This is a genomic window from Nocardiopsis chromatogenes YIM 90109 (genome assembly GCF_000341185.1).
GTDB lineage: Bacteria > Actinomycetota > Actinomycetes > Streptosporangiales > Streptosporangiaceae > Nocardiopsis_A > Nocardiopsis_A chromatogenes.
This window is the reverse complement of the sequence record NZ_ANBH01000141.1, coordinates 16,873-42,670: the sequence shown is the minus strand read 5'-3', so window position 1 is coordinate 42,670 and position 25,798 is coordinate 16,873. Positions and strand designations below refer to the sequence as shown.

The following is a 25,798-nucleotide window of genomic DNA, read 5'->3' as shown; positions in this document are numbered from 1 at the left end:
GGCGAACGTGCCCCCCCCCCCCAGCCCCTGGACCGTGACGCTGGCGGCGAAGCTCCGGCCGGCGAACAGCCGTACGTCGATCAGCGGCTCGGTGGCGCGGAGCCGGAGCGCGCGCAGGACGTAGGCGGCGAGGAGCCCGACCCCCAGGACGAGCGGGACGAGGACCGTGGGCGTCGCGAACGCCCCGCGCTCCCCGGCCTCGGTCAGCGCGAGGACGAGCGCGGCCAGCCCCGGGGCCATCAGCGCGAAGCCCAGGATGTCCAGGGGCAGCCCGGCACTGCGCTCCTCGGGGGCGTCCGCCGGGATCACCCTCAGCGCGAGAAGCAGGGCGAGGACGCCGATGGGGATGTTGATGAAGAACATCGAGCGCCACCCGAAGGAGTCCAGCAGCAGCCCGCCCAGCACGGGTCCCAGGACCGGGCCCAGGGACAGCACGACCCCCATCATGCCCATGACCCGGCCCGCGCGGTTCGGTCCGGCGGCCCGCGCCAGGATCACCAGGACCAGGGGGTCGAGGATTCCCGCGCCGATGCCCTGCACGACCCGGAAGACGATGAGGCTCTCCACGCTCCAGGACAGGGCCGAGGCGAGCGAGGCCCCTATGAACAGGACGAGCCCGAACAGCCAGAGCCTCTTGACGCCGAAGCGGCGGACGGCCCAGCCGGTGACCGGAATGGTGACGGTGAGCGCGAGCAGGTAGCCGGTCGTGGCCCAGGCGATGATGCTCAGTGAGCGGTCGAACTCCGTGGAGAGCGCCTCGGCCGCGACGGTGACCATCGTGCTGTCGAGGATCCCCATGATCCCGCCCAGCAGGGTCACGCCGATCAGCCGCAGCAGCGCACCGTCCAGACGGTCGCTTCCGACGTCGGTCATGGCCTCCCCAAGGGATACCAGCGTTATAAATATTTGAACCGGCCGGTTCAAGGTACGGCGCGCCACACCCGACTCGCAACCATGGAATCAAAAATATTGAACCGCTCGGTTCATGCTTCCAGGACACCCGGTAGGATGCCGCTGTGAGCAGAGCCAAGACCCCTGAGGCGGGAGGCCGCGGCGAACCCCGCGGGCACGCCGACAAGCGGCGGGCCATCCTGGAGGCCGCGTTCCGCACCTTCGCCCGGGACGGCTACGGCCAGTCCTGTGTGCGGGAGATCGCCGATGAGGCCGCCGTCGCCAAACCCACGATCTACAACCGCCTCGGCGACAAGGAGACCCTCTTCCGGGAGGCCATGAAGGCCGCCGTGGAGCACACGGCCGACCGATCGCTGAGCGCGCTGGAGCCGCTGCGCACCCCCGGGGACGACATGCGTCCGGCCCTGGAGGAGACGGGGCTGCGGCTCCTGCGGAGCCACGTGTGCCAGGAGTCGCAGGCGCTGCGCCGCCTCCTCAGCGCGGAGGCCCCCCGCTTCCCGGAGCTCCTGGAGGAGATCCAGCGCGTGGGGGCCCAGCGCGTCCAGGACGCCCTGGCCGACCGGCTCGCCCGGCTCGCCCTCGCCAAGCGGCTGGAGACCACCGACGTCGAGCGCGCGAGCGAGCAGTTCCTCGCGCTGCTCACCGGCCCGATGGAGCTGCGCTCCGCCCTCGGAACCCGGCCGGTCGCCGACGAGGAGCTGCGCTCGGTCGCCGAAGCCGCCGTCGACACCTTCCTGCTCGCCTACGGGCCACGGGACCCCGGGTGACCCACAGGCGAGACCCCGGGCCGGAACCGCTTCGCCGCGGTTCCGGCCCGGGGTCCCCCTGCGTGCCGCCGGGGATCGGGCCCGGGGTCAGGCGTCGGGCTCGGTCCAGCCCAGACCGTCGGCGGAGGGGACGAGGCCGCCTTCGATGAGCGGCGCCTCCCCGGTTCCGGGTCCGGCCACGCCGCGCCGCTGGATGCTGTTCATCTCCTGCATCACCTCGCTCACCACGGGGGCGCCGAAGAGGTTGTTCATCCGCTCCCCGCTGCGGGTCTGCGCCGGACCGGTGCGCGCGACGGCCTCGGCCAGGTCGGCCGAGGAGGTGGAGAACCGCTCGGCGACCGAGGAGGCGTCCACCAGTGCGCGCTCGCCGGAGAACACGCCGCCGACCAGGGTCGTGAACGCCTCCATGGAGGTGAGGTTCTCGGATCCGGTGACCTTGCGGGCCTTCCAGAAGTAGGAGTCCTCCTGCTGGTCCATGTCGTAGAAGGCGGAGAGGAACTCGTAGAAGACCGCGTACTCGCGGCGGTAGCGCGCCTCGAACTCGCCGAAGGCGCGGGCCTCGTCCAGCTCGCCGGACAGGACCGCGTTGACGGAGCGGGCGGCCAGCAGTCCGGCGTAGGTCGCCAGGTGCACGCCGGTGGAGAAGACCGGGTCGATGAAGCAGGCGGCGTCGCCGATCAGCGCCATCCCGGGGGCCCAGAAGCGGGTGTTGGCGTAGGAGTAGTCCTTGCGGACGCGGATCTCGCCGTAGGTGCCCTCGGTGACCCGGGTGGCCCCGGACAGGTACTCGCGCACGATGTCGCACCGGTCGATGGCGTCGAGCAGGGCGCCCTCCCGGTCGGCCTGGATGCGGGCGGCCCGGTCCCGGTGGAGGACGGCGCCGACGCTGGTGAGGGTGTCGCTGAGCGGGATGTACCAGAGCCAGCCCTCGTCGAAGGCGGCGCACAGGATGTTGCCGCGGTCGGGCCCGGGGAGGCGCCCGCCGCCCTCGAAGTAGCCGAATACGGCGAGGTTGCGGAAGAACTCGGAGTAGGTCCGCTCGCCGCCCACGGCGCGGCTCAGCCGCCCGGAGCCGCCGGAGGCGTCCAGGACGTGGCGGGCGGCGATCTCGCGCACGGCGCCGTCGGGGCCGGTGTAGCGCACGCCCTCCACCCGGTCGGGGCCGCGGAGGGCCTCCAGGGCGGTGGACTCCTCGCGCACGTCGACCCCGTGCCGGGCGGCGTTCTTGAGCAGGATGTCGTCGAAGGTCATCCGGTCGACCTGGTAGGCGTAGGAGGTCGGCCCGGACAGCTGCGGGGAGAGCGCGAACAGGAAGTTCCACGGGTCGGGGGCGGTGCCCCAGCGGAAGCTGCCTCCGCGCTTGACCTGGAAGCCCGCGGCCTCGATGTCGTCGGACACCCCCAGCAGGCGGCACACCCCGTGCACGGTGGCCGGGAGCAGGGATTCGCCGATCTGGTAGCGGGGGAAGCGCTCGCGCTCCAGGAGGGCGACGCGGTGGCCGCGCTGGGCGATGAGGGTGGCCGCCGTGGATCCGGCGGGGCCGCCGCCGACCACCGCCACGTCGAACTCTTCGCGTTCCTCGACTTCCCGGACGGGCATGTGGGGTCCTCGTCTCATGACGGAGTGCAGGGAGGGTCGGCCGCGCGGACTGCCGATAAGGCAAAGCTAACCTAAGTTCTTACGGCAGGGTACCCCGGGTCAAGGGTCGGCGGCGCCGAGTCGGGAGGTGACCGGAGCAGACATCCGCGGACACCTGGTCGCCGACTCCGGAGGAGTGGCATCATGGCTTGACCTTCCACTTCGGACGGACGGAGGTCCCGTGACCGGCTCCCCCACGGTCCCGCTCGGCCGCGTAGGCCCCTACCGTCTGGTCGACCGCCTCGGCGAAGGCGGGATGGGCCAGGTCCACCTCGGCCGCTCCCCCGGCGGACGCACCGTGGCCGTCAAGGTGGTGCGCCCCGAGCTGGCCGCCGATCCGGATTTCCGCGAGCGGTTCGCCGCCGAGGTCGAGGCCGCGAGCAGGGTCGGCGGGTTCTCCACCGCCCAGCTCGTCGACTCCGACACCACCGCCGATCACCCCTGGCGGGCCACCGCCTATATCCCGGGCCCCTCCCTGCAGGAGGCCCTCCGGATGCACGGGGCGCTCCCCCTGCAGTCGGTCGCGGTGCTCGGCGCCGGACTCGCCGAAGGGCTCTCCGCCATCCACCAGTGCGGACTGGTCCACCGCGACCTCAAGCCGGCCAACGTGATCCTGGCCCACGACGGGCCCCGCGTCATCGATTTCGGCATCGCCCGCGCTCTGGACGGCGCCACCACGACCCACACACGCACCGTCATCGGCACGCCCGGCTTCCCTCCCCCGAGCAGGCCCGTGCGGACGCCCTCGGCCACGGCCACGTCGAACTCGCAGCGGCCTTACGCCACGGCGGTGCCTTCGAGTTCGACCATCATCGCGGGAAAGGCGAGCCGTTCCACTCCGAGAAGTGTGCTCGGCGGCCGCACGCCCGCGGCGGTCAGCCGCGACGCGAGTACACCGTAGTTGCGCGTCAGCAGGTCGACGTCGGTGGTGTAGACGTTGAGCCGGACGAGGTTCGCGAGCGACATGCCGGCCTCGCGGAGAACAGCCTCCAGGTTGTCCAGGCTCAGTTCCAGCTGCGCGCCCATATCCCCTTCGTGCTGCGGCTCTCCCTCGGCGTTCGTCGCCGCCTGACCGGCACAGTAGAGGGTCCGAGTGCCTCCGGAGACGACCTCGCCCTGGTTGAACCCGAACCGCAGCGACCATTCCACGGGATTGACGGCACTTCTCTCGACAGCCATTCCATCTCCATTCCTTCCAAGGGAATTCACGCATCAGGCGACCATCGCCCGGGCGTCCCCGGCTTCGCGGAGACGAGCCTGCCAAGAAACCACGACATCCTGTGTCGTGTATTCCAGTAGGGTCGGCGCATGCGCGCCGACCGGCTGGTATCCCTTGTGCTCCTGCTCCGCCACAAGGGGCGGATGTCCGCGTCCGCGCTGGCCCGGGAGCTGGAGGTGTCCACCCGCACCGTGCTGCGCGATATCGAGGCGCTGTCCGCGGCGGGCGTCCCGGTCTACGCCGAACGCGGGCGGCACGGGGGTTTCGCACTGCTGCCCGGCTTCCGGACCGAGCTGGCCGGACTGAACCGGGACGAGGCGCTGGCCCTGCTCGTCGCCGGGTCGCGGCGCGGCGCGGCGGTGTTCGGCCTGGGCCCGGCGCTGGCGTCGGCCATGCGGAAGGTGGTCGACGCGCTTCCCGAGGGGGACCGTGCCGCCGCGACGGGCTCGGCCGGTCGGCTGCTCGTCGACCCGGACACCGACCTGCTGTCGCGCCGTGCCGCCGCCGACGAGGTGCCCGCCGCCGTCGCGGACGCGGTCCGGCGCGCGGTGCTGTCCGGACACCGGCTGCGCATCCGCTACACGGCCGCCGGTCGGCCCGCCGGATGGCGGACGGTGGACCCGATCGGCCTCGTCGACGTGCGCGGCCAGGGCTACCTGCTGGCAACGCGGTCCGGCGAGGACCGCACCTACCGCCTGTCGAGGATCACCGCCGCCGAAGAGACCGACGAGCCCGCCCAGCGCCCCGGCCAGGTCGACCTGGACCGGCTCTGGCAGGAGCGCGCCGCCCGGTTCCGGACCGGTGGCGACCAGGTCACCGTTCGACTGGCGCTCGCCTCCGAGCGCTACGGCGACCTCGCGGACACGGCGCTGGCCGTCCGCGGCGAAGAAACCGCCGGTGACGGCCGCCTCCGCCTTGCAGCGGTCTTCCAGGACCGCCGCCACGCCGAGTGGGCGCTATGGCGCCTGGGCACGGACGCCGAGGCCCTGGCCCCGCAGTGGTTGCGTGATGCCCTGCACGCCCGCGCCGCCGCGATCGCCGCCCGCTACGAGGGCCCTCGGTGAACGACGAAACCCCAGGGCCGGACCGGCGCTAAAGCCGGTCTGACCTGGGGTTTCTCTTGTGCGCCATCAGGGACTCGAACCCCAAACCCGCTGATTAAGAGTTCCCTCGATACCTACCGGGCACGACTGCCGTGTACCGCTATCGCCCATTTCCTCCCACTGGGCAGCGCCACCCGTGCCGCGCAGGCCCGCATGATCCCGCCCCCGTCCACCGCACCCGAGCGAACACGGAGCCGTTCCCGGACCAACGGGCTGATCACCCTCGGCGCACCCAACCCAGAATCTTCGCGCTCGAGCACCTGATTGGTGGCTAGATCGAAGAAGCTCACTGTTCCGACCCTGGACTACCCGAGATCACGAAGTCAGGCCGGGCGCGCCCATGAATTAAGGGGAGTTACGATCCCCTAATCCTTGTCTGCGGGAGAGTCTTCCCCGGCGAGCGCGGGCGGGGTATCACCGGAGCTATTGATACCTTCGGCGCTTCCCTGCACCAGATTTAGAGCTGGCCGGTAGAGAAAGGGTACCCAGAACTGCATCTGCGCACGCCTTTCGAAAAAGCCGATGTCTACCAACCGAAGAGCAGCTGCCTTCGCCTCGTCCGGCGGCACCTCCCAGATCGCAGCGAGGCTTTGTATGCTGTGATTGGTTTTGTGGCCCTCCAGTGCCAACATGTACTGCTTGAGATCCGGGTGCTCGGCGTAGAGGGTCTTGTTCAGCCGAGTTTCGGAGACCGCCGGCAGTGCACCCTTGAGGGAGCTACCGTCAAACAGGGCCTCCCCAGCTGGCTCGTCCTCGCCTACTTCCTGACGTCGCAGCTGGACGCCCCGAGCCTCGGTGAGCAAGTGAATGAGCTCCCGAGGCGCGGTGCGCTTGGTGCCGTCACTGGTCCGCGTCAGGCACCAGTCGAATGTCTTCGGCTTGTTCGGACCGTTTTCAACCTGCTCGGGGTACACCCTTTGAAAGAGATCCTCCTGCCCGGCGACCGAGGCGACATCCTCGTACGGCACGCCGTAGAAGTCACGCAGCGCTTTATTGCGAACCATGCGCTGCGTGACCAGCTGTAGCAGCGCTGCCCTTCCCCAGCTCAACGTAAGCTCCCGCGCAATGTGGCTGGCCTCGCGAAACCCACCAGCAGTAATAGCTTTCCAAATGTCGCTGCGCAGGAAGATTTTTAGCCGGATCCGATCAATGCTTCTAATGTCTAGGTAGACTTTGAACAGGGCTCGCAGTGCCTGCCGCTCCAGATTTGGCTTACCAGCGAATGCCACGTCCAGCCGGTCCAGTAGCAACCACAGCTTCAGCCCCTCACCCTCTAGCGCCCGTCCCGCCGTGTCAAGTAGATCGTCGACGTAAACCGCCCCATTGGAGCGCTGCGTATTGTCCGGTTCGGTGAACCGGATGCGGGTGCTGACATCTACGACCCCGGCTACTGAGACGCTGGGCTCGATTTCGCTGAACATCCTGCGCACATAGTCCGCAGCGTTAGCTAGCTTCTGCCGGAGCGACACGTTGCGCCCCGGCACCATCCCGGCATCTGTTAACGTCCGAACTACCGACCTTGCCGCAGGGCTGCGCAAGTCGTAATCCGCAAAGGTGTCAGCGATCACCGCCAAGAAGTAAAGCTTCCAAAGCCCGACGAATTGATCCTCATCAATAATGGTGTTGGCGTCAAGTGTGGCGAATGCAGGCGATCCCTGAGGCGACTCCGCAGGGCTTATCAGGATGTTTCGGTCAAACAGCTGCGACTCGCGGGCTGTGATAGTGGCGTAGATCGCGCTCTTACCCGAGCCCTTCGACCCGTAGACGATGTCGACCTCGTCCTGCCAGACCTGGTTCCACTGCTCGGTCTCCACGAAGTACGAGGCCAGCTCGCTGGCCTCCTCCTCCGCCACCCGGGCACCGAAGGTCAGCTCCTTTAGCACCTTCTCCTTGATGGCGACCATCCCCTCCACAGCGGCAGTTGCCTTGGGCAAGGCTACCGGCCAGACGCAGTGCAGCGTCGTCAGTTGCAGCACAAAAAGGCGGTCTACTTTCAGGCCAGGCGGTTCGACGGCCTGCGCGTGGTGGGGGTGACGGTGGTCAGGCAGACCAGCTCTGCGGGGAAGCCCGACGCAGGCTGAACCGCCCGGACCCGCACAGGGGCGACCACTCTCATTTAGTGAGTCTGCGGTGGCAGATCAGTGTGCAGGCGAAGGCGGGGAAGTGGGTGCCCTGCGCTTGTAGCGGCGGTGCGGTCTTCGGCATCCAACCGGCCAGGCCATGGTCCACTCGACCTGCCACCGGTGCCACCCCAAGCGCTGGGAGGTCCTTGCGGGCGATGCGGTGGGCGAACGTCCAGGACCAGGCGGTGGAGCTTGGCTAGGCGCGGGCGCGGCTCCATTCGGTGAAGCGCCGGGGCGCGGGGAGCCCCGAGGGGCCGAAGACCGGCGGGAGCTGGGCCCAGGTGCAGCCGGTGGTGGCCACGAAGATGATCGCGGCCAGCACCTCGCGGTCGCCGTATCTGCGTCGGCCCCCGCCCTGCGGGCGGGTAGGCGCATCAGGAACCACGCGCTGGAAGAGTTCCCACAGGCGCTCTTCGCTGCACGCGCATAGGGGCGCCCTCGCGCGAGAAGGAAACAACCCAACTTCTCAGGCGGCGTCATGCGCGGGTGATCATCGGCGCCTGACAGGCTCCGTAGAGAATGAATATGGTGAATTCTCTAATAGAAGAGTCATTAGAGTATGGAGAAGTATGGAAGACAGGAAGTGAGGCAGGCCGCGCTGGAATCGCAGAACCCCAGGGACGCGGCAGGGTCTTCGGGCCGGTGCGGCGGCCCGCCCACGGAGGAGGGACTACACCTACGGTGTAGAGTCGGCCCAGCCGCGCGCCGCCACCGATTGCGCCCTGACCTGCGCTGATATAGGGCCTGATTGGCGCACTCTGGGCGCCTGGTTATAACCAGGCCCCTATCAGGCGCCCACCAGGCGGCAAAGCAGGCGTCTATCACGCGTCGATCAGGCGGTAAAGCAGGCGCCTATCGTGCGCCCCTCCTCGCACCAACCGCGGACCGGCCTTGGGGGTTCTTGGCCGCGCGGATCGGGGTGGCCGAGGTGATCTCTTCGATGTAGGAGCGGAAGTCCGCCGATGGTGCGGTGTTGATCTCGCACAGGTTCCGGACGAAGCGGCTGTAGGTGCGGTGGGCCGAGTGGGGTTCTCCGCATTCGGCCTGCTTTTCCACCAGCATTCGGTGGACGACTTCGTTGTGCCGGTCGATACCGCATGCGCGCTCGAGGAGATCGATGCCCTTCTGTGTTTCCTCTTCTTCGGCGAGTCGGATGAGCGCGTCCACGGCTTGCTGACTGCGGTGGTGGCGCTCGGTCTCCACCCAGGGCTCGGCGATCTCGTAGAGCAGGTCGCAGGTGTATTCATCCGCCGCTGCCTTCCAATGAACCGCAGCGGACTCGGTGTCGCTTCCTGCCTCGCGCAGGGCCTCGTCGAAGCGCCACAGGTCGGCGTCGAAGAGCTCTTCTTGCAGCCGGTAGCGGGCTTGCGCGGAGTCGTATTCGATGACGGCGGCCTTCTCGTCGCCCAGGGCCTTGCGCACGGCTGTGCGGGCGCTGCTCATCGCGTTGTTGCGGTGGGTCCGGGCCTTGGCCGCATCGAGCTGCGGGGCGAGCAGGTCGTCGACCTCTTCGGCGCGCACGCCCTGGGGGCGTATGGCCAGCAGCGCCAGCAGCACGCGGGCCGAGGAGCGCATGCGCTCGGCGACGTCGGTCCCGCCGGCCTCGACGGCCAGGTGCGGGGCGAACAGGCGGAGCTGCACCGGCCTCGGGCTGCCGGTGGACTCTGAGGAGTCCGGTGTGCCGGTGCTTTGACCGGCGTCGTCGGGCACCGGGGCCTCGGCCAGGGGCGGGGGTGGGGGCGGTGCGGCGTACACGGGCGTGGCTTCGAGACGGTGTTCCTCGCCTTCGGCATCGATCAAGCGGGTGCCGTGCTCGTCGGCGTGAAGATGCACACCGCTTCCCAGGCCCTGTTTCAGGGCGACCGCCTGGAGCCGCCCCGGGCCCGGAGCGGTGAGTGCGTTCTTCAGGCGGTCGGCGGCCTCAGCGGGGTCGTCCAGGATGACGAGCACCCGCCTGGGGCTACTGCCTTCGCGGTGGGCGGCGAGCATGTGGGCCTCGGCGCGCACGAGTGCCGCCTGACTCGTGGCAGCCACACGCACTCCTGGTGGTTCTGCGCCTTCGGCGTGGCCGAGGCGGGTGAGCGCGGCACGGGTGGCCACGGCACGCGCCGAGGCATCGCTCCGCACTTCGTCCAGCAGGCGGGCGACGATGCCGGGGGCGTGCGACCCGGTGACGGTCACCCCCTGGGACGCGTCGACCTTCACACCGCCGCCGAAGTCGAGTATGCCCTCGGGCTGAACGGCGTCCGGTGTCCTCTCCTCCAGCTCGGCGGTGCCCCCGGGCGCTTCGTCGTCCTCGTGTCCTGTGTCCGCCGCAGCTCCCTCTTCGTCACGCGTTTGGGGAGCCCCACGTCGACCGTCACCGGCCTGGTTACTCTTGGTGCGCCTGCCCAGGGCGAACCCTGCCGCGGCACCGGCCACGGCCGCCGCGCCGACGGGGATCGCCCCGTTCCCGCCTGACCGTTCTTCTTCGACGCCTCCAGGGGACGCAGGCTGCTGCCTCTGGTCCGGAGCGGGTGCTGGTGGCACGGTTTCGGCCTCGGGCCTGTCGGGCGGCAGGAGGGTGTAGGTGATCTCGATGCGGCGCAGGTCGGCGTGGTCCCGGCTGCCATCGGCCCGCTCCTGCCCTTCGGCCATGCCCTTCGCGGTGACCTGGAAGTCCTCACCGAGAAGATCGCGCAGGCGGTCGGCTGCGGCCTGAGCCCGGCGCTGGGACAGCTCCTGGTTGTGCCCGTGGGGCCCGGTGGGGTCGGTGTGGCCGGTGATATGCACCTGCTCAGCGCCCATCGCGGTGATCAGCTCGGCGGCATCGTCCAGGCTGTGGCGCATCGGCCCGTCCAGCTCGGCCGAGTCCAGGGCGAACCCGGACACGGCCCTGGTGCGCTCGACCGGAGCAGCCGCCTCCACCGGGGCTTCCCCGCCGCCGGGCAGGTCCTCATCCTCGGTCGCGTGTTGCGCGCTGTTCTGCTCCCCTGCGGCCTGACCGTTGTCGACCGCAGGTTCGGCCGGAGCGGCGAGGACGGGGGCGGCGAGGCCGGTGGCGGTCCCGCTCGCGGCCAACAGCGCCGCCACAAGGCGCAGGAGCGCCAGGCGCGGCGCGGCCCCACGCACCACCCGCACAAGGTCGCCAACCAGCACGGCGGCGAAGGCGCCCCAGGCCGCCCAGGCGGCCGCCACCAGGCCCGCCATGACCACCGGAACGGGCAGGGTCAAACCGCGCAGGTACATGAGCAGAACCGGCCAGGTCAGGCCGCTGCCCTGCAAGGGCGACCCGATGTGCAGCAGCAGGACCGGGGCGCCGAGGAAGAAGGCGGCCCCAGCGGCGGCGGCGCAGATGTCGCGGATCGGACGCATCATCACTCCCCAACAAGGCGGGCTGCGGGCGGGGCGGGTGTCAGTCCTGGACGGAAGTGGCGCTGGCGAAATCGCGGGCCTGGGTCCTTCCGCCACCCAGCGGAAGGACCACAGCTGGCCTCAACTTCTTTCGCCGCTCCGTTTCGGCTTCTCGTCGACGGGCGGTTCGGGGCTCAGCCCTCGGTCACCAGCGAGTGGACCTCCACCACCTCGACCGTCCTGCCGGCCGAGGTCTCCATCGGCTCCATGGCCCCGCCCTGCCCGTCGGTGGCCGACCACTCCACCTGCCACACCATCCGGGCCTCCACCCGATCGCGCCCGGACCGGTTCTTCGACGAGGAGGTGTAGACGTGGCCGCAGTCCGGCGAGCGCGAACCCGGCTCATGCACCCCCTGACGGAAAGCCGTTCCCGGCCCCGAGCAGCGCACCGTGTTCCCGTCGCCCATGTCCCAGACCACCTCGTCCGGGCTGGCGGTCACCTCGACCGAACCGCCGCCGACCTCCGCACGGGCGGTTCGCGGCTCCCACTGGTCCCGGTCGATCCACAGCCAGGTCGGAAACTGCACCACCTGGTACCCCTCACCCCCGAGCGGCGGGGCCCCTCCCACTGCCGGCCGCGGCAGCACCAGCTGAGCCCTGGCCTCCTCAGCCAGTGCGGAGAAGTCGACCTGCGGGGCATCGCCGCCGCCGGGCTGGCGAAGAGTGGTCCAGCACCGCCCCGTTCCGCCAAGGGCGCCGTCGCACACGGTGCCAGGCACGGCCGCCGCCGTACCGGGCGCCCCGCTCCTCTCATCACGCGAGGACTTCGGAGACCGCTCTGGCTCCTGCTTTGAGCTGGCGACCACGCTGCACGAGGGCCCTGAGCAGCGCGCCTCCCCGAGGCACTTGTCCCCACCCGCACTCGCACTCGGAGCGGCGATGACGGCAAGGCCGGAGGCCAGCACGGCCGCGCCCATGAGTGTTCCTACTGCTCGCATTCGCCGTACTCACCGAACCAGAGCTTCGCCACCCGCCAGGACCCCGCCTCCTCCGTGACCTTCGCAGTTGCCGGACGGGGTCCTTCACCGTCCTCCAGGTCCCCCTTCAGCGAGTCGAGGTCCTCTTCGACGATCCGCCACTCGTTGTCGTCGATGCAGTCCTCGATGGTGACGGTCGGCGGGTCGGCATCCAGGTCGACCTTGTCGACCTCGGGGGCGAACACCGGCTCGCCGGTGGCCTCGACCCCGGTCAGCATCTCCTGCGTCAGCTCGGCCGCCTGCCCCTTGGCGTACCAGTCGATCTCAGAGCTCTCCGTCGCCCCTTCGTGCGAACCGTCGACCAGCGCCTGCATCATCCCCTCGTAGGCCTCCAGGGCCCGCTCCTCGGCTCCGGAGGTATCCGGTGCGCTCGCGGACGGTTCAACCTCCGGCTTCTCGGCGGACTGCGACGAGGTACACCCCGCCAGCACCACAATGCCCCCGACGACGAATACGACGGCTGGACGCACGACCACCCCTCATTCCATTAAGCAATCAAACGATTACTCTCCGAAAACGGAGATGACTCTAACCACGCCCCACAGCCCGCACAACAGGAATCCGGTAACTCACAGCGACGAAAACTGTCGCCTACACCACGGAAGGTTCATGTCCAACACTCTGACCAGTACCGACGACGCGCCAATCCGACATACCCGGCACTCCAGGAACGCCTGCTCTGCCCGCAGTGCCCCAGGCAAAGAACCTCGGGGGCTTCCTCGCGGTCCCCTTGAAGCAGCCCCCGAAGAGCGCCTATGCCCCCAACTCGAAGGTTCTCCGGACTTCGTTCTGGACAAGTTCCCTGGAAGCGGCGAAGGATGGAGGGACCACCCTCGGGAACGGCTGAGGAGACAGCGTCATCCTCGCTGCCCATCGGGGAACGGCCTCAAGCAACCCCGAGCTGCATGGAGCGCCTCACGTGGCTGGCAAGCGAGTCAGGTTCGCCCGGTGCCGTAGATCGGTCGGCCTTACCCAAGAGGACCTCGCCGAGCGCCTCGGGGTTGAACGGTCGACCGTCGTGCGCTGGGAAGCGGGTGACACCACCCCACAGCCATGGCAACGCCCCCGGCTGGCCCGCACCCTCGGTATCGAGCCCGAGGAGCTGGAATCCCTTCTCCAGGCCGACAATGACCTGAAGGATGCGAAAAGCGACCGCCTCGCATTCGCCTTGAGGCATCCGTCGCGCACGGACTCGGAAGTTATCGAGGAACTGCGCGAACTGGTGTCGGAGCTGGACAGTCGCTATGACGCCTTGCCGTCGGCGGCCCTCATCGGAAGCGCCGGGCAGGTCCATGCCCAGATCACCCACCTCCGATCTCACACCACAACCCACGCCAAGCAGTCCGCTTTGGCGCAGGTCGAGGCCCAGTCCTCCATCGTCATGGCCCAGCTCGTGTGGGATGTGAGCCAGCGGCGCGACCACTCATCCGCCGCGGCCTACCTCGACCAGGCGACGCAGGCCGCGAACCGCGCCGAGGACGCACACCTGGCCGCGTACTCGCTTCTCCGCAAGAGCTACCTGTCGCTCTACGGCGAAAAGGACCCCATCCGCGGTGCCGGACTCGCCCAGGTGGCTTCCGACATGGCGCACGCCAAGAGCCCATCCCTATCCGGCCTCGCGCAACTCCACGTGGCAGAGGGCGGCGCCATGGCGCAGAACCAGGGCTCCTGCGAAGCGGCCCTCGGGCAGGCCGAGGCGCTTCTCCAGCGGAAGAACGACGACGACCCGGCCACTGCATACTTCACCCGCGGAGAGTACGACCGGCTCGCAGGGTCCTGCTATCTCTCCCTCGGTCTGATGGGCCGCGCTGAAGCCTCCCTTCAGGCGGCCGCCTCGGAGCTGCGAGCACGCAAGAAGAGCCAGGCGATCGTCCTCGGCAACCTCTCCCTAGCGCTGATCGGTCAGGGCAGAGCCGACGAAGGCGTCGACGTCCTCCACCACGCGCTCGACGAGGTCGAGCAGACCCGGGGCGGTGGAGGGCTCAACATCGCCTTCACCGCCGGGCGGACCCTCCGCAGGTGGCGCCACGAGCCGTGGGTGCAGGATGTGCACGACAGGCTTTTCTCCTTGATGGAGGCGACATGAGCGGTGGCGGGCAGATGGACGGCGTCGACGCGGCCAAGCAGGCTCTCCGCGACAAGGTGTGGCGCCTACTCGAACAGAAGCGGGCTGTCCCTGAGGGTTCGTACGGCACCATCCCCGGCTTCTACGGGGCCGAGGCGACCGCAGAGCGACTCGCCGCCACCGACGCCTGGCACCGGGCCCGCACCGTCAAGGCCAACCCGGACTGGGCCCAGCTCCCCGTTCGCGCCCGGGCCCTGGAGGACCGCAAGCACCTGTACATGGCCATTCCGCGAATGGCCGACCCGCGCCCGTTCTACGAGCTCGATCCGGACGCCATCACGGTTCCCCTCCCCGAAGCCGCCGACAAGGAAGGCGCGGCCCGCGCGGGCAAGAGGGTCGGCGCCGCTCAGATGCGGCCGATCGACCTCGTGGTGTGCGGCAGCGTGGCCGTCAACCGGTCAGGTGCGCGCATCGGCAAGGGCGCCGGCTACTCCGACCTCGAAGTCGCCCTCCTCATCGAGGCCGGGCTCATCACCGACGCCACCACGATCGTCGCCCCGGTACACGGGCTCCAGGTCGTGGACGACGACATCCCCGAGAGTGCGCACGACTTCGCCGTGGACCTCATCGTCACCCCCGAGGAGCTGATCCCCTGCCCGAGGAGACAGCGCCCCGCCGGAGTGGTCTGGGAGAACCTGACCGACGACAAGATCGCCGCCATCCCGGTCCTTGCCGAATCCGCCCCGGCTCAACGCGGGGTTCAGCGGTAGGCCAGCGCCGCCATGAAGAGGTCGTGGGCCCAGCGGGCGTCCTCCAGTGCGTGATGCAGACGGCGGCCGTGCGCCGCTACGCCGATGCTCTCGGAGACCGCCCACGAACTGCGCGGCGGCAGTGTCCGCATGACCCCCGCGGCATAGACCGCCGCGTCGACCAGCTGGTAGTGCCATGTCGGCTCAAGCCCATGGCGTCGAAGCATCGCCGTGATGGTCGATGCATCCGCCTCAGGCACGACACCCACCCACCGGACGTCTTCAAGCAGGCCTACGAGTTCGGCTGCGGTCTCCGCCTCGGTCTGGACCCGGGCATCGTCCGTGGACGCCCGCGCGGTCGCTCGCGGGTGGCGCTCATGGAACCCCCAACAGCCAGAGCTTCCTCGTCCGCACCTGCGAGGTCCACGTCGGCGATCAGCCACCGGTGCTCTTCGCGCCGCCCGTCGGAGTAATGGATGACTGCGATCTCCCATGGGCGGCGGTACCGCTCGTCCAAGGTCGTGAACTCAACATCGACGAAGGCGAACGCAGTCGAACCAAGAACGGTGCCCAGGTCAGCCGGATAGGCCTGCCAGGTCACCACAGCCGGAGCCGTTCGAGGACGGTGGCCGCAGTCGGCAGCTCGGGGGTCGGGTCGGCTGAGCCGGGGAGCTGACAGCCGTCCACCTTGTGGTCGAGGCGGATCAGTTCTCGCCAGGCGAGGGCGTCTGCGAGATGGACGCCCACACGCTCTCCTGACTTCCCTGCTAGCCGACCGGAGGCAGGGAGGTCTTCGAGCGCGAGGCCGCCGGCCAGGAGCCGTCCAGCGGTGGCGGGGCCGACACCGCGGATTCCCGGGATGCTGTCGGCGGGATCCCCTGTGAGCGCTCGGTAGTCCGGCCACTGGTGGGGGCGGACGCCGTGCCGGTCGACCACGTCAGCGGCCGACACGAAGCGCCGTGCGGCGGACGACGCGGTGTTCAGCAGGCGGGTCCGGGGAAAGGCCAGCAACTGATAGAGGTCCTTGTCCCCGGACATGACCAGTACGGCCCGGTCGGCTTCGCACGCCTGCCTGGTCAGAGTGGCGAGGACGTCGTCGCCTTCGGCAGTGTCGATCTCAGTCCAGGCGACGCCGACTTCCTCCAGGCCCCTCTTGATGTCGGCGAGGAAAGCGACGGGACTGTGGTCGGCCTCGGCCCGGTCGGCCTTGTAATTCGGGTCGGCCGAGGCGCGCTGCGCGCTTCCGTACTCGCCGTCGAAGGCGACGACGACTTGGTGGTCGTGGGCGTAGGTGCGGTGGGCCTTGCGCAGAAGAGCGAGGAAACCGAAGGTTCCCGTGAGGTCGTGTCCCTTGCGGGAGGTGATGCGCGCGGGAAAGCCGAACGCGGCCCGGTAGAGAAGATGGTGGCCGTCGACGAGGAGGACCGGTGCAGCAGGCATGGCGTCCCTGAGGTAGGAGCGGAGTGATGCGTGCGCCTGTTGACCGGGGCGATCGGGTCCCACCTGCGGAGGTGAGAGCGCCAGGCTAGCGCAGTGCGGCCGGGGATTCCCAGTAGTGGCGCAGTGTCGCCCCCAGGTTGTCCACGATGTCTCGTTCGGCTGCCGTCTTTGCGTGTGCGGCACTGCGCATCCGGGCCCGCTCCTCGTCTCCGCAGTCGAGCACGGCGGTGATGGCTTTGGTCATCGCTGTGGGGTCGTCCGCTGCGTAGAGGACTCCGGTCGTACCGTCCACGATCTGCTCGATGAATCCGTGACGGCCCGGAGCGATGACGACGGGGCCGCCGTCCCGCGCCCAGCAGGCGGCTTCAAAGGGGACGTTCGCCAGTGTCTCCGCGCGGGAGGGGCAGACCAGCGCGCGGGTGTTCGCGGCGCTGCACAGCGCCCTGGGGAGGTCTCGTGTGAAGTACGGGACGAGGGTCGCGTCCAGGTGGTTGCGACGGATGCGCTCTCTGTACTGGTCGAGCAGGTGGCCGGTGCCCGGTGAGCCGGCGGCGATCACCGCCAGGTGTGCCCGGTCGGCGATGGGGGCCATGGCGTCGAGCAGTAGGTCGATGCCCTTGACGGGGTCCGTGCGCCCGATCGCCGCGATGATCGGACGCTCTTGTGGAACTCCGTGGGCTTCGAGGACATGGGCCGCATGACCGGGGGCCATCGGGCTGAGGTCGTCGGCTTTCAGGTCCAGGCTGGTCCGGTAGGGGACGGTGTGTTCGGCGTCCACCCCGTACTCCTCGATGAGGTGGCGGGTGAAGAAGTCTCCGACGTGCCCGACGCGGACCCGGGGATCGCGGGTGCTGGAAACCGCCTCGCGTTCCCAATCGGTTCGGCCCGGGTCGGCAGTGCGGTGAAGGATCTGCGTCCCGTACAGGGCGAGCAGTACGCGGACACGTCGAGCCGGGGGAAGGTCGGTGCTCGGAAGCCGGGCGCCGGTGTGCGCGAAGGGCGTGTCCACAGCGACGGCCAACACGTCGTCGTAGGTGCCCGCAAGCCGGGTGGCGAGTTCAGCGGCTCCTCTGGAGAGGCGCTCCCAGGTGGAAAGCGCCCAAAATTCACTGGCCGGGTCGTGGTCAAGCCAGTGCAGGTTGCCGCCGAGCACGCTCCGCGACTCTTCCAGGAGTGTGGGGTCATACCCCCACATCCGCCGGTCGGGGGCGGGGACGGCCACGTGCAGGTCGAATGGGACGGAGGCGGTGAACAGCTCGCTTGTCCGCTCGGTCCACGCGGACAGCAGTGCTCGGGTCTGCCGGCCGATCCCGTTCGTGCAGTTGAAGACGCCGTTGAAGGTGCAGTAGAGCAAGGCCCGGTTTCGCACTCTCGTCGCTCCTAACCTGCGAGGAAGAGGTCTTCGGGGTTGGGCTTCCACACCTTCGTCTTCTGTGGATTTGGAGCCAGGCCGCGTGCCGCCAGGAGGGAGACGAGATCCTTCATGGCCGCTTCCGCCTCCCGGCGGGACGCGGCGAACACCGCGTAGTTGTCGGTGAGTCTGACGGTTCGTCGTTCCTTGAGCTCAGGGGCGTGGTCCACGGGGAGCAGCCGCACGTTGGTCAGGCGAGGGCTGAGTCCGCTTCCCGGATACAGCGGTGACGGCAGTCCGTCGAGAACCTCGCGGAGCCGTGCGAGGAAGCTGCCGTCGTGGACATATGCCGCCAGGATGTCGATGAGCTCTTCGGTGGCCGCACCGGCGGTCGCTTGTGCGATGTCGAGGTCGGCGACCCACGGTGCACCGGTGTAGAGGTGTCGAGCCGCCGCGGCGACGGCTTCCGTTCGTCCGCGCCGAGGCCGCCACCCGAAGAGCCAGGGCGGGTACGCCGCCGTGTCGAGCAGGGGTTCGAGGGCGTTGCGCAGAGCGCGGTGCACGATCCGGTCTTCAACGGTGGGCACGCCGATGTGCAGCTCCTTCCCCCAAGAGGGCCAGGACACGAAGCGCACCGGGGACGGCCGCCAGGTGCCGTCTGCAAGCCGTTGAGCCAGCGCCTTCAGCCGATCGTCGAAGGCGCGGCGGTAGTCGGCCCAGGTGACACCGTCGATGCCGGGGCCGCCGGACCGGCGCATACAGGCCCGCGCGGCGCGTTTCAGCCTTGCCGGGTCGGTGAGGAGCGGCATCATGCTGTGAGCGGCCCGGATCATGCTCTGAGCACCGCCTTCAGCGGGGCGATGGATCCGGCACCGGCGAGGATGTCCTTCGCCTTCAGCCCTGCCCACATGATCAGGTCCAACGCTGAGAGTCCCGGGGTGAACGCTCCCGGGCCCTGGTCGTATGCAGGCGGGTCGAAGTGGGCGACTTCGACGCCGATCCCGGCGTCGACGAGGAGTTCACGGTCGAGGTAACCCGGCCCGCTGGGCCCGACTCGGATCCGGTCCGCCCCTCTGATTCGCGCCAGGTCGATCAGCATCTCGGTGCGGGTCCCGGCTGGGGCGAGCGCCGAAGAGCGCACGAACCCGATGTCCAGGCCGAGCGCGTCTGTGATCAGCCGGGTCACCGCGATGTCGAGCTCCGCAAGGCGCTCCCAGCGGCGGTGGTAGATGTGGTGGAGCCGCTCGGCGTAGGAGTCCCAGTACGGGGCGCGCCGGTAGCTGGCCTGTAATGAGCGCCAGTGCCGGGCCGCCCAGGGCTCGTCGGCGATGCGGACGTGTTCGATGCGCTGTCCGAAGCGCTGGACGACGGGCACGCTCAACCGGAGCGGACCGCCTCGGGGCGCGCGAACGTGGTTGCGGCACTGCGGGCTCCGTGGAACGAACTGGACGTGGTCGAGCAGGACCAGTTCCTCGGCGTCCAGGAGGCGGGAGAAATAGCCTCCCCAAGGCAGGTAAGCGGGCTGGTGTGCGACGAGGGTGCGCTGCTGGGCGGGCACTCAGACCACCATCCGGTAGGCGATGAACTGTTCGGCGGCCGCAGTCCCGGCGCGGGCACCCATAGCCGAGTCCAGGTCGCTGATCTTCAGCAGGCTGCGCGGGTGGGGCGGCTCGCGCAACTGGCTCGCGTAGCAGGTCAGGGCCGACATCTTGGTGGCCTGGTGGGCGCTGATGTCGACGCTCACGCGCGCAGGTTCGCCTGCCTCGGGCCAGTAGTCGTCCGGCCCGCGGAACCCCAGTACGGCACGCGGGAAACCCCGGGGACGGGGACGAGCGGCAGCCAAGGCGGCGTGGTGGGTGATTCGGTGATCGTGGTGGTGGCCTTCTGCGGCCGGGATGAGGAGCAGATCGGGCCGCAGCGCGTCCAGACCGAGAGGGGTTCCGGCTTCTAGGAAGCCCACCAGGTCATACGGGCGGGACGGAACTTGGCTCGCCATAAGGGCCTCGGCGACCCCGAGCGTGCGACAGGCCGCGTCGAACTCCTTCGTCCGCACGTCGACATCGTCCTCAGGGATGCCGAGGACCAGGATGCAGACCTTGATCCCCTCACGAGCCAGGCGCGCGAGGGTTCCGCCGGCACCAAGGGTCTCGTCGTCGGGGTGAGGGGCGATGACCAGAGCGGTTCCGCCTTCGGGCATGCCGAATACGGGCATGGCGCAACTCCTTCACGGGGCGGGAGTCAGCTGATCAGGGAGAGGAAGCGTGCCGCGCACTCTTCAGGCGTCAGGTCGGCGATGCGGAGCGGTGCCCGCCCGGCCGCACGGTGATAGCGCTCAGCGTCGGCAAGGAGGGCGTCGATCTCCTCCCAGATCCGGTGCGGACCGGCTGCTGGATCGATGGAAGGCCCGCCTTCTCCGACGAGGGACGGTAGATGCCCCAGCGCGTAGTGGACGACGGGGGTACCGACCGCGAGGGACTGAGCGGCGGCGATCCCGAACGTCTCAGGGGCGGTCGAGCAGTTCACCGTCACGGCGGCGCCTGCGAAGAAGTCCCCGACCCGGTCCCAGGGCAGGGCGGGGAGGATGCGCACCGTTCGGCTGGTCTCAGCCCGGCGTCGGCATTCGTCGATGACCTCTTGCTGCATGCCGGGCCAGTACTCGAAGGCCGCCGCTGCGAGTGCGATCTCGACCGGGCGCGACCAGTTGCTGGGGCACGCATCGATGAACTCCTCGATGCCCTTGTGCGGTTCGGCGCGGACCGCGATGCGGACCGGCGCGCTCTTCCTGAGGTGTTCCCGCCGGTCGGGAGGGACGGGATCCGGGGTCCGGCGCAGCGGATCGGGGATCGAGCGCCAGGCCGTGGTGTCCAGTCCGGCGTCGGTCGCTGACCGGGTGAGGTAAGGGGAGCAGGTGAAGACGGCGTCCGGTCCGTGTCCGAGCGCCCGTTGCATGAGCGGGTCCGTGCGGAGCACGCCGAATCGCAGAACCGTGCTGATTCCGGGAGGCGCTGGGGCGAGATAGCCGAGTCCCCAACTCGCGTCCGCCCAGCACACGGCATCGACGCGCAGGTCAGTGAGTATCCGCTCGACCTCGCGGCAGACCGGCGCCGGGTCCTTCAGCTCCTTCATCAGGTCCTCCTCGGTCGCGGGACGCGGGAGGTGGACTGTGCTGAGCCGTACGAGATCGCTACGGCGACCCTGGGAAGTGGCGGAGGTGAGGATAAACGCTTCATGGCCGAGGCGGCGGCACCCTTCCGCAAGTGCGTCGACGCTGTATTCGATCCCCGCGGGCTCGTCGATGCCGTAGGTCAGGAGTACGAATGCGATGTTCATCGACGCCTCCGGATACGTCCTTGTTCTGGGAGTGGCAGCGGACGGGTCGGTTCATGGGTCGAAGGAGGGGTCTCCCAGGGGAAGCAGACCCAGTCGGACACGTCCCACACCCACGCCTCCGGGCTGAGCCGGGCGGCGGTGTTGCGGCACAGAGTGACGGCAGGCGCTTGGTTCAGTGGAGGCGGAAGAACTGCACGGACCGCCTCAAGCGTGGACCCGGTGCCGCAGATGTCGTCGACGATGACGCCTTGCTGAGGGACGTCGGCGAAGCCTGAGAACGGCGACACCTTAACCACGTTCTCGGCCTGGACCCGCACTGCGTCCGACGGGTTGTGCATGGCCTGCACGGAGACGAGGGGAAGGCGCAGTCGGGCCGCGATCGTTGCGGCCGGCCAGAGACCTCCCCGTGCCACCGCTAGGACAAGGTCGGCGTGGCGTACTTCGGGGGCGTCGGCGAGGAGCCGTGCCCCTTCCAGTGCTGTGGCGAAGTCCAGCGTCCACAGATGGCCGTCGTTGAAGGCGCGTTCGGTGGCCGTCATGGCGACCACCCCCAATAGTTGAGGATCGCTTCGGCTCTGGACCACTCCTCTACCGGGTCGCTGACGGTGTGGACGACCGGGGCGACCTTGGAGGCGTCGAGCGCCGCCACATACAGCTCCGGGAGGAGCAGCAGCGCTTCGCTGACGCGAAGGTTCCGGTGGAGCTCGGCCAGAGCGAAGAACGTGTGAGGGCGCAGCCGTTGGGCCCTCTCGGGCGTCATGGCCTGGTCGTAGGGGTCAACCTGTTCGTCGGCCTGGAGGAGGCCGTGGCGTGCGGACATTACGAGGACGCGGTTCCGTTGATGGGGCGCGATCGCTTGGCGCAGCCGGGGTACGCACCAGCCCTCGTAGAGGTCGAGTGCGGGGGCGGCGTACGGCTTCTTTCTACGGGAGCATCCGACGATGATCAGTCCTGCCACCGGCACGGCGGCACCTCCCTCACGGGCCGGACGCCGATCCCCCGCGACTTGAGGGTTCTCGGGGCCTCGGCGACGAAGGTGCAGGTGGCGTACAAGGGGATGGAGTTGTAGGAGCCCCCGCGGATCTGGGCGCCGTCACCAGGGACAGTGGTGGACGTCCATTCCCAGACATTGCCTGCGACGTCCAGCAAGCCCTCGGGAGTCGCACCGAGCCGACGGTCCCACGGCGGGGTCGGCATCCCCGCCGCGCCCCGCAGGTTCGCCCGGTGTTCGTCGGGATCGGCATCGCCCCATGGGTAGCGCCGATGGCCGCCCCCGGCCATCCATTCCCACTCGGCACCGGTCGGGATGCGGCCCCCGACATCCTCAGCGGCGCGGGCCGCCTGGTGGTGGTCGATCCAGGTGAGCGGTCGCTCGTGCTGCATGCGGCGCGGTACGGCCAGCAAGGGAGTCGCGGCCCACCACAAGTCGCCGAAGTCGTCATGGTCCGGACCCGGAACTCTGATCCAGCGGACGGGGCGGCACATCCGGGATAGGCTCGGGAGTACCTGGGCAGTAGGAACGCTTCCTCTTCGCGGCTCACCGCTCCCCAACACGCGCGGTTCGGCGGAGGGGAAAAGACGGCCCTGCCCAGGCCTGGTGTCAGCGGCCACGTTCGCCTCCCCAGAGCAGGGTCTGCATCCGGGTGGAGAGGTTCCAGCCGCGCGCAATGACCTCGTCGGCGATTTCAGCCTGGCGGGTGAGCAGTTCCTCGCGGTTCGCGGCCTGGGGCATGATCCACACCGGGTGGAGGTCGAACTCGTCGGTGAGGGCTTCGACTTCGTCCAGCTCCTCAGGGGCCTCGACCACGAACTTGAAGACGGCCCGCCCGGTGCGGTTCAGCACACGCAGAGCCTTCGGGACGATCCTGCGCTCGCGCTTCATCCCGGAGTTCGCGAGCTTGGGTGAGACGTTGAATCGCGCGCCGCCCAGCAGGGGGCCTGGGATCCGCGTGCCGTTGGTCTCGATCTCGACGGGGATCTGCTCCTCGGTGAGCGTGCCGACGAACGGTTCGACGGCGAACTGCTGGAGCAGTGGTTCCCCTCCGGTGATCACGACCAGTGCCGGCTGTTCGGCGCGGATGCGGGCGAGCAGCGGATCGCCCCCGGACAGGTGGGTTTCCTCGGCGCGGTCGTGGTCGCTCCAACGCCAGGAGTAGGGGGTATCGCACCAGTCGCACGCGAGGTTGCAGTCGGCGAGGCGGATGAAGAGGGCCCGCTGGCCGCAGCTGGGCCCCTCGCCTTGGAGTGTCGGCCCGAATACCTCACTGATGCGCAGGTCCGGTTCGTCGAATGCCGGATGCAAGAGCAGGTTCATCGCCGGACCTCCCACCGGGCCCAGCTCGTGGGCGACTCCGCGACGGCGAGTGCATGGAGGCGGCCGGGGATCTGGGCTTCGACATGCCGTTGGAACCAGTCAGCCAAGTGGCGGGCGATCAGTTCGCAGGTGGGCTCCTGATCGAGGACGTCATTGAGGAGGCGGTGGTCCAGGTGCACCTTCAGGTACTCGTAGAACGGTGCGAGGTCGCCGAAGTCGGTGACGAAGCCGGGCTCGATGAGGTCGTCGGCCGTGAGTTCCACGGTGACGGTGTACGTGTGGCCGTGAAGGCGGGCGCACTTGTGGCCTGGTGGCAGATTCGAGAGGTAGTGGGCGGCGGCGAATGTGAAGGTCTTGCCGATCGTGGTTGCCACGGCTCACCCCCTCCCTTCGCCGTAGACCGTGGGATCGATGACTCCCGCTTCGGCGAAGGCCCCTCGGCGTTCAAGACAGGTGGAGCACACCCCGCAGTGCCGCTCCAAGCCGCGGTAGCACGACCACGTGAGCGCGAACGGCACTCCGAGGCGGTGCCCACGCTCGACGATGCGCGCCTTGTTCCACCCGACGAAGGGCGCGGAGATCCGGACGTCGCCGACGCCTTCGGTCGCAGAACGGACCGCGTGGTCCATGGCCTCGACGAAGGCCGGACGGCAGTCGGGGTACGTGGGGTGGTCGCCGCCGTGAGCGGCGAAGGCGACTTCCCCGATCCCCCGCGAGGCGGCGGCACCGGCAGCAACGCTGAGCAGGATCGCGTTGCGCGCCGGAACGACGGTCGTTCGCAGAGACTGGGGTGTGTAGGGGCGTGCGGGGACTTCGACGGCGGAGTCGGTCAGCGCTGATCCGGCGAAGAGCCGAGAAAGGCCACGTAGGTCGACGATCTCGTGTTCAGCCTTCAGCTCGTCGGCGATGTGGCCGGCGGCGTGCAGCTCGCGGCGGTGGCGCTGTCCGTAGTCGAAGGAGATCAGCACGGTGTCATGGCCTGCGTTCACCAGGTCGTAGGCGAGTACCGTGCTGTCCAGGCCGCCGGATGCGGCGACGACGATTCGAGGGGGCAACCCGTCCTCCCAGGTCGATCACGAAGCCGGGGTCCGCGGCAGGGGCCGCGGCTCAGGCAAGGGGCCGAGTCGCCGAGCACCGGGTAGGGGGCCCGCGGCGACCTTCTGGGAGTCAAGCCGCTCGTGAGACGTGAGCCCAGAGCATCCGTGATGCACCCGAGAGGCATGGACGACGCATCGCGCATGCTTACCTGGGCAAAGTCCAGTAGCTACCGTGGGTCGGGCAACACGTGTAGGGAGCTCGCCGACACCCGAAGGCTCGGTTGTCCGCGACTCGCAGAACCTCGGACGGGGACACCTGTAGTTCCCCGCCGAAGCCTGCTCGCCCTTCGTCCGCGACGTCGTCGACGACCGGCTCTGGAAGCCAGCGGACAGAGACCACACGCCCCCGGATAACGTCCGGAGACTGTCGTGCGGTGAGGGCACGGTTGGTACTGGCCCCCATGGGAGGTGGCACCCCGCGTGCTCAAGTCTCGGCGGCGGACAAGGGCATGCGGTAGTGGTCTTGCGCAGTTCGCCAGATGGCGGCAGCAGGGCCAGGGTGAGCGAGCAGCCCGGTGGTGGTCAGCAGCGCCTGAACGCGCTCTTTCATATGGAGGTCCAGCGTTTGGGCCAACGCCTCCTCTCGCCCCGGCGCGGGGACGATGAACAGGACAAAGCAGGTTTCGCCGTACACGGCGGCTATGTCGCTGTACCGGCGCAGCTTCTTGGCGACGCTGTACAAAACCTCGGTGCCGTTGTCGTACTCAATAAACGCGCCGAGGTCGGTGCCGTCCTGGGCCCAGAGCAGCCAGGCGTCCGGAAAGATGCGCCGATCCCATTTTTCGGCGCACTCGGCCTCGTTGCGCCACCCCCTCAGGCCTTCACCGGGCAGGGCGCGTCCGGCGGTCGCGAAGGCGACGTAGGTCTCGGAAATCCCGAGGAAGTGTCCCAGGCGCTGCGAGTGCGCCAGACGGATGGCCGGTGTCATGGCGCCGTAGGGGCGCCGGGCGCCGGTCATGTCGTCCAGGAGGCGCTCGCCCTCGGGGGAGAGCACCCAATGCCAGGGGGCGGTTCCCTTGCGCAGGGACGGGCGGAAGCGCTGGAGCAGGCCGCTGTCGTACAGGACTTTCAGGCGCCGCCGGGTGCGGGTGGTGTCCACGTTGGCGAAGAACAGGGCGTGCAGGTGGTGGGTGGTCATGACGCGGTGCTTGCCAATGGCGCGGATGACGTCGCGGTCCCGGTCGGACAGCAGGAGGGCGAGCTCGGCGTGACGCTGGGCGTCCTCGTGTGTGTCGGCTTTCATTGGTCTCCGTTCGGCTCCTCAGTCGGCTCGGCCACTCGCAGTAGGCCTGGCGCCCCCGGGAGGGGTGCGGAGAGGCG

At 69.1% G+C, this 25,798-nt stretch carries 26 protein-coding genes and 2 pseudogenes; 5 read left to right on the top strand and 23 right to left on the bottom strand.

What is annotated here, in order from left to right; all coding sequences use genetic code 11:
• Nucleotides 1–873 (bottom strand): DHA2 family efflux MFS transporter permease subunit (locus D476_RS0114910; RefSeq protein ID WP_017624738.1); only part of this gene is annotated, 873 nt, incomplete at its 3' end.
• Nucleotides 874–1,016: 143 nt separating this feature from the next.
• On the opposite strand from D476_RS0114910, the gene D476_RS0114905 reads away from it, so the two are divergent.
• Nucleotides 1,017–1,679 carry a TetR/AcrR family transcriptional regulator gene (locus tag D476_RS0114905; protein ID WP_017624737.1) on the top strand — a complete coding sequence of 221 codons (663 nt, stop codon included), beginning with the start codon at nucleotides 1,017–1,019 and terminating at the stop codon, nucleotides 1,677–1,679.
• 87 nt (nucleotides 1,680–1,766) lie between these two features.
• Here the strand turns inward: D476_RS0114905 and D476_RS0114900 are convergent, their stop codons facing one another.
• Complete coding sequence (locus tag D476_RS0114900) at nucleotides 1,767–3,278, bottom strand: tryptophan 7-halogenase (protein WP_017624736.1); 1,512 nt, start codon at nucleotides 3,276–3,278, stop codon at nucleotides 1,767–1,769.
• A 295-nt stretch (nucleotides 3,279–3,573) separates the two neighbouring features.
• Here D476_RS0114900 and D476_RS39070 point away from each other — a divergent pair.
• A pseudogene (locus tag D476_RS39070) lies at nucleotides 3,574–3,981 on the top strand (serine/threonine-protein kinase); the annotation flags it as partial.
• Between the two features lie 113 nt (nucleotides 3,982–4,094).
• Here the strand turns inward: D476_RS39070 and D476_RS39065 are convergent.
• Nucleotides 4,095–4,496, bottom strand: coding sequence for a RidA family protein (locus D476_RS39065; protein ID WP_083939525.1), 402 nt, complete (start codon nucleotides 4,494–4,496; stop codon nucleotides 4,095–4,097).
• A gap of 129 nt (nucleotides 4,497–4,625) precedes the next feature.
• On the opposite strand from D476_RS39065, the gene D476_RS0114890 reads away from it, so the two are divergent.
• The gene (locus D476_RS0114890; RefSeq protein ID WP_017624734.1) at nucleotides 4,626–5,600 is read left to right on the top strand and encodes a helix-turn-helix transcriptional regulator; all 975 of its coding nucleotides are present in this window, start codon (nucleotides 4,626–4,628) and stop codon (nucleotides 5,598–5,600) included.
• 404 nt (nucleotides 5,601–6,004) lie between these two features.
• Here D476_RS0114890 and D476_RS33395 read toward each other — a convergent pair whose 3' ends face one another.
• The 6 genes and pseudogenes from D476_RS33395 to D476_RS0114865 form a co-directional block, all read right to left on the bottom strand.
• Nucleotides 6,005–7,615, bottom strand: coding sequence for a P-loop ATPase, Sll1717 family (locus D476_RS33395; RefSeq protein ID WP_152529354.1), 1,611 nt, complete (start codon nucleotides 7,613–7,615; stop codon nucleotides 6,005–6,007).
• Nucleotides 7,616–7,632: 17 nt separating this feature from the next.
• Nucleotides 7,633–7,755 carry a hypothetical protein gene (locus D476_RS39760; RefSeq protein ID WP_275041554.1) on the bottom strand — a complete coding sequence of 41 codons (123 nt, stop codon included), beginning with the start codon at nucleotides 7,753–7,755 and terminating at the stop codon, nucleotides 7,633–7,635.
• Nucleotides 7,752–8,219, bottom strand: a pseudogene (locus tag D476_RS37455) (transposase). The gene D476_RS39760 and the pseudogene D476_RS37455 overlap by 4 nt, the downstream one beginning before the upstream one ends.
• Nucleotides 8,220–8,614: 395 nt before the next feature.
• Nucleotides 8,615–11,119 carry an OmpA family protein gene (locus D476_RS0114875; protein ID WP_020380458.1) on the bottom strand — a complete coding sequence of 835 codons (2,505 nt, stop codon included), beginning with the start codon at nucleotides 11,117–11,119 and terminating at the stop codon, nucleotides 8,615–8,617.
• 170 nt (nucleotides 11,120–11,289) lie between these two features.
• Nucleotides 11,290–11,685: a hypothetical protein gene (locus D476_RS0114870; protein ID WP_239648716.1), complete on the bottom strand. Its 396-nt coding sequence runs from the start codon at nucleotides 11,683–11,685 to the stop codon at nucleotides 11,290–11,292.
• Between the two features lie 395 nt (nucleotides 11,686–12,080).
• On the bottom strand, nucleotides 12,081–12,602 hold the full coding sequence (locus D476_RS0114865; RefSeq protein WP_152529352.1) for a hypothetical protein: 522 nt from the start codon (nucleotides 12,600–12,602) through the stop codon (nucleotides 12,081–12,083).
• Between the two features lie 449 nt (nucleotides 12,603–13,051).
• Between D476_RS0114865 and D476_RS0114860 the strand changes: the two genes are divergently transcribed.
• The gene (locus D476_RS0114860; protein ID WP_017624729.1) at nucleotides 13,052–14,218 is read left to right on the top strand and encodes a helix-turn-helix domain-containing protein; all 1,167 of its coding nucleotides are present in this window, start codon (nucleotides 13,052–13,054) and stop codon (nucleotides 14,216–14,218) included.
• Entirely contained in the window at nucleotides 14,215–14,967 is a 753-nt protein-coding gene (locus D476_RS0114855; RefSeq protein WP_017624728.1) for a 5-formyltetrahydrofolate cyclo-ligase, read from the top strand. The genes D476_RS0114860 and D476_RS0114855 overlap by 4 nt, the downstream gene beginning before the upstream one ends.
• On the opposite strand, the gene D476_RS35660 is transcribed toward D476_RS0114855, so the two are convergent.
• The 14 genes from D476_RS35660 to D476_RS33370 all read right to left on the bottom strand — a co-directional run bounded on the left by D476_RS35660 (nucleotide 14,958) and on the right by D476_RS33370 (nucleotide 25,721).
• Nucleotides 14,958–15,173: a hypothetical protein gene (locus D476_RS35660; RefSeq protein ID WP_017624727.1), complete on the bottom strand. Its 216-nt coding sequence runs from the start codon at nucleotides 15,171–15,173 to the stop codon at nucleotides 14,958–14,960. The genes D476_RS0114855 and D476_RS35660 overlap by 10 nt on opposite strands.
• Nucleotides 15,174–15,543: 370 nt before the next feature.
• A complete protein-coding gene (locus D476_RS0114840) occupies nucleotides 15,544–16,386 on the bottom strand; it encodes a 5'-3' exonuclease (RefSeq protein WP_017624725.1) in 843 nt (280 codons plus the stop codon).
• Between the two features lie 85 nt (nucleotides 16,387–16,471).
• A complete protein-coding gene (locus D476_RS0114835; RefSeq protein WP_017624724.1) occupies nucleotides 16,472–17,755 on the bottom strand; it encodes a glycosyltransferase family 4 protein in 1,284 nt (427 codons plus the stop codon).
• Nucleotides 17,756–17,766: 11 nt separating this feature from the next.
• Nucleotides 17,767–18,570: a reverse transcriptase domain-containing protein gene (locus D476_RS0114830; RefSeq protein ID WP_017624723.1), complete on the bottom strand. Its 804-nt coding sequence runs from the start codon at nucleotides 18,568–18,570 to the stop codon at nucleotides 17,767–17,769.
• Nucleotides 18,567–19,295 carry a WbqC family protein gene (locus tag D476_RS0114825; protein ID WP_017624722.1) on the bottom strand — a complete coding sequence of 243 codons (729 nt, stop codon included), beginning with the start codon at nucleotides 19,293–19,295 and terminating at the stop codon, nucleotides 18,567–18,569. Before D476_RS0114825 ends, D476_RS0114830 begins: the two co-directional genes overlap by 4 nt.
• Complete coding sequence (locus tag D476_RS0114820; RefSeq protein ID WP_017624721.1) at nucleotides 19,296–19,949, bottom strand: PIG-L deacetylase family protein; 654 nt, start codon at nucleotides 19,947–19,949, stop codon at nucleotides 19,296–19,298.
• A gap of 26 nt (nucleotides 19,950–19,975) precedes the next feature.
• Nucleotides 19,976–21,067, bottom strand: coding sequence for a glycosyltransferase (locus D476_RS0114815; RefSeq protein ID WP_017624720.1), 1,092 nt, complete (start codon nucleotides 21,065–21,067; stop codon nucleotides 19,976–19,978).
• Complete coding sequence (locus D476_RS36385; protein WP_152529351.1) at nucleotides 21,064–21,606, bottom strand: phosphoribosyltransferase; 543 nt, start codon at nucleotides 21,604–21,606, stop codon at nucleotides 21,064–21,066. The genes D476_RS0114815 and D476_RS36385 overlap by 4 nt, the downstream gene beginning before the upstream one ends.
• Nucleotides 21,603–22,031, bottom strand: coding sequence for a DUF6884 domain-containing protein (locus tag D476_RS35650; RefSeq protein ID WP_152529350.1), 429 nt, complete (start codon nucleotides 22,029–22,031; stop codon nucleotides 21,603–21,605). Before D476_RS35650 ends, D476_RS36385 begins: the two co-directional genes overlap by 4 nt.
• Nucleotides 22,013–22,450 (bottom strand): formylglycine-generating enzyme family protein, encoded by a 438-nt coding sequence (locus tag D476_RS0114805; RefSeq protein ID WP_083939526.1) that lies wholly within the window; start codon nucleotides 22,448–22,450, stop codon nucleotides 22,013–22,015. The genes D476_RS35650 and D476_RS0114805 overlap by 19 nt, the downstream gene beginning before the upstream one ends.
• Before the next feature lie 217 nt (nucleotides 22,451–22,667).
• Nucleotides 22,668–23,381: a 7-carboxy-7-deazaguanine synthase QueE gene (locus tag D476_RS0114800; RefSeq protein ID WP_017624717.1), complete on the bottom strand. Its 714-nt coding sequence runs from the start codon at nucleotides 23,379–23,381 to the stop codon at nucleotides 22,668–22,670.
• A complete protein-coding gene (locus D476_RS0114795; RefSeq protein WP_017624716.1) occupies nucleotides 23,378–23,755 on the bottom strand; it encodes a 6-pyruvoyl trahydropterin synthase family protein in 378 nt (125 codons plus the stop codon). Before D476_RS0114795 ends, D476_RS0114800 begins: the two co-directional genes overlap by 4 nt.
• Nucleotides 23,756–23,758: 3 nt before the next feature.
• Nucleotides 23,759–24,436, bottom strand: a complete 678-nt coding sequence (queC, locus tag D476_RS0114790; RefSeq protein WP_017624715.1) for a 7-cyano-7-deazaguanine synthase QueC — start codon at nucleotides 24,434–24,436, stop codon at nucleotides 23,759–23,761.
• Between the two features lie 466 nt (nucleotides 24,437–24,902).
• Complete coding sequence (locus D476_RS33370) at nucleotides 24,903–25,721, bottom strand: replication-relaxation family protein (protein WP_017624714.1); 819 nt, start codon at nucleotides 25,719–25,721, stop codon at nucleotides 24,903–24,905.
• Nucleotides 25,722–25,798: the final 77 nt, after the last annotated feature.